General features: G+C 32.5%; 1 pseudogene. It reads right to left on the bottom strand.

The annotated features are described in order from the left end of the window. Window positions 1–88: 88 nt before the first annotated feature. Window positions 89–811: pseudogene (locus DW793_RS14360) on the bottom strand (TIGR02452 family protein); the annotation flags it as partial. Between the last annotated feature and the right edge of the window lie 73 nt (window positions 812–884).

Genomic DNA, 884 nt, shown 5'->3' with positions numbered 1-884 from the left:
CAATAATTTTTCTGCAAATGTTTGTGCCTTATTTTTTAACAATATCATATCTAACATAATATTTTGTTCCTTTCTATATTAAAATTTATTATTTGAAAACATTCGAGAATACCCAATTATTATATGATTGAGATTCATTGCAAAAAACAGCAAATTCAACAACCTTAAAGTAACCGTAAAAATTTTTCAGCACATCTTTATATGCCTTAGCTACAGCTTTTGGATCGTTGCAAAAAGCTCCGCAGCCGAATGCACCAAGCACCAAAACAGACGCATCGCCTTTTATTGCTGCCGATAATATTTTAACTGCACGTTTGCAATGTATATCGTACTGTTCCTCAAAAGTAACAATACTCGGTGCCTGGCGGAGATTCGGAGCTGCACAAGTTATAACATCTACATTAAACCATTTATCCCTTTCCATACGTTCTGGTATATTTGTATCTGTTTTTATCACAGTAATATCAGGTGTGTAAATACAAGCATCTGAATATTTGAAATCATAATTTGCCTTATGAATATTGTAATAATTATCCCAAAGATATTTTTGATTCAGACATGGATAAAGTGTTGAACATCGACACAGACTTTCCTCTTGAGCTCTTGCTCCGTTTACTACTCCCCCTCCGGGATTTGTTGCGGAGGCAAAATTAAGTACGGCAATACGTTCATTTTGATATTTATATAACAATTTTTGTGCAGCCTCAAAAGTCCTGTTCATTGTAACGCTTATTTCCTGTTCATAGTTAGGATTTTGGGGTAAATCAATTTCACATTCTGCTGAATACAAAATAGTTTCTGCTTGTGATTTTTCTAATGATTTTTTAGAATATCATTACTATTTATAATATTCAATGTATCATTAAAAACGTCTTCTAATTCAT

Source organism: Ruminococcus sp. AM31-15AC (assembly GCF_003462045.1).
Classification (GTDB): domain Bacteria; phylum Bacillota; class Clostridia; order Oscillospirales; family Ruminococcaceae; genus Hominimerdicola; species Hominimerdicola aceti.
This window is presented reverse-complemented; position numbering and strand designations above follow the sequence as displayed.